At 71.5% G+C, this 1,928-nt stretch carries 2 protein-coding genes; one reads left to right on the top strand and one right to left on the bottom strand.

Going from position 1 to position 1,928, the window contains the following annotated elements; all coding sequences use genetic code 11:
• Positions 1-2 precede the first annotated feature (2 nt).
• Positions 3-965 carry an NAD-dependent epimerase/dehydratase family protein gene (locus MXD58_RS26605; protein ID WP_284678887.1) on the bottom strand — a complete coding sequence of 321 codons (963 nt, stop codon included), beginning with the start codon at positions 963-965 and terminating at the stop codon, positions 3-5.
• 263 nt (positions 966-1,228) lie between these two features.
• On the opposite strand from MXD58_RS26605, the gene MXD58_RS26600 reads away from it, so the two are divergent.
• Positions 1,229-1,928 (top strand): PAC2 family protein (locus tag MXD58_RS26600; RefSeq protein WP_250610528.1); only part of this gene is annotated, 700 nt, incomplete at its 3' end.

The raw sequence follows: 1,928 nt of genomic DNA, 5'->3' as shown, positions 1-1,928 counted from the left end.
GGTCAGGCCCGGTCCAGCTCCGCCAGGGTGCGACGCAGGCCCTCCGCCAGCGGGGTCGGCTCCCAGCCAAGCTCGGCGCGCGCCCGGCTCGCATCCGGAACCACGTTCCAGAGCAGGTAGTGGAGCTGCCCGCGGGACAGCGGTGGGGGCCGGCGGATCAGCCGGGCCACCAGTTCCCCGCCGGTGGCGAGCGCGCCGGCGAAGGCGGGCGGGATCGTGGCCCGCGGCGGGCGTCCACGACCGGCCACCGACACCACCAAGGCGGTCAGGTCACGCAGGCTGACGTGGGCGTCGGAGAAGATGTACCGCTGCCCGGGACGACCGGCGACGGCAGCCGCCAGCTGCCCGCGGGCGAGCCCCTCGGTGAACACCAGCCCGGATCCGCCCGGCGGCACCGCAGGTAGCCGGCCGCGCAGCGCCGAGCGAAACATCCGGTCCTCCAGCGACGCACGCCCGTGCGGTGGGAAGCCGTAGACGGCGGCCGGGTTCACGATCACGACCTCGACGTCGCCGCCGGCATCGAGGACGGCGCGCTCCGCCCGTTGCTTCGACCGCTCGTACGGGGTGTGCTTCGGCGCCGTCGCGAGGCTGGTCTCGTCGAACCGGCCGCCGGGCGGGGCAGCGAACACGTCGATGGTGCTGGTGTGCACGAGCCGGCGTACCCCGGCGCGGGCGGCGGCACGGGCCACGTTGGCCGAGCCGGTCACGTTGACCCGCTCGAACAAGCCGGGATCGGGCAGCCACTGCTCCGACACGCCCATGGCGTTGAACACCACGTCGACGCCGTCGACCGCGGGCAGCAGCGTCGCGGGATCGGTCACGTCACCGACCACGACCTGAGCCTGCACCGGCAGGTGGGCGCCGACACGGGCCGGATCGCGCACCAGGGCGCGCACCTCGTGCCCGTCCGCCAGCGCGGCCCGCACGACCGCGCCGCCGACCTTACCGGTCGCCCCGGTGACCAGGATCCGCGCCGGACGCAGCCTATGCCGGCGGCACCTCCGTCGTCCCTGTCACCGCGGCGGGCCGGGGCCGCGTTGCGTGCCGGTCCACCCGGCCGTCAAGCCGGTAAAATCAGGACGAGACTCGGGTGGCGTCAGGCCGGTACACGACCGGGACGGCCCCGCCCGTCCTTCGGCGTTTCCTGGGCCGGCGGAATGCCGATGGCGCTGGTCGTGCTTCTTTTCAGGTGACGGAAGCGACCGGCGGTGTGAGGAGGACCTCGATCGTGCTGGATCCGCGAGAACTCTACGAGCTCACCGAGGAAGCGTCGGACGACCCGATCGCGCAGCATCGCCCGGTCCTGCTGGAAGCGATGACCGGAGTGGTGGACGCCGGCAACGCGGTGGGCTTGGCCGGGGAGCATCTGCTGACCGCGCTCGAGCATCGCGTCGTCGCGAAGTTCGATATCGACCAGTTGCTGGACTACCGTTCACGCCGTCCCGCCATGATCTTCTCGGAGGATCACTGGGAGAGCTACGCCGAGCCGGTGCTGGCCATCTACCAGCTTCGCGACGAGTCCGACGTGCCGTTCTTTCTACTCACCGGGCCCGAGCCCGACCTGCAGTGGAAGCGGTTCTCGGCGGCTGTCCGCGGCCTCGTCACCGAGCTGGGCGTACGCCTCAGCGTGGGGATCAACGCGATCCCGATGGCGGTGCCACACACCCGCCCGGCCTCGCTCACCGCACACGCGAGCCGCAAGGAACTCATCGTCGGCCACGAGCCCTGGCTGCGGCGACTGCAGGTACCGGGCAGCGCCGGCCACCTGATCGAGTACGAGCTGGCGGGCGACGGCCGGGACGCGATGGGCTTCGCCGTCCACGTCCCGCACTATCTCTCCCAGACGACCTACGATAATGCCCCGTGGAGTGGTGTAGATCGGTTCGCGTTCCGCTCTGCGTCTTTCGCTATTATGCGGCCTGAATATC

It is taken from the genome of Frankia sp. AgKG'84/4 (genome assembly GCF_023242965.2).
Taxonomy (GTDB): Bacteria; Actinomycetota; Actinomycetes; order Frankiales; family Frankiaceae; genus Frankia.
Note: the sequence above shows the minus strand (reverse complement) of the source record. Positions and strands in the feature narration are given on the sequence as shown.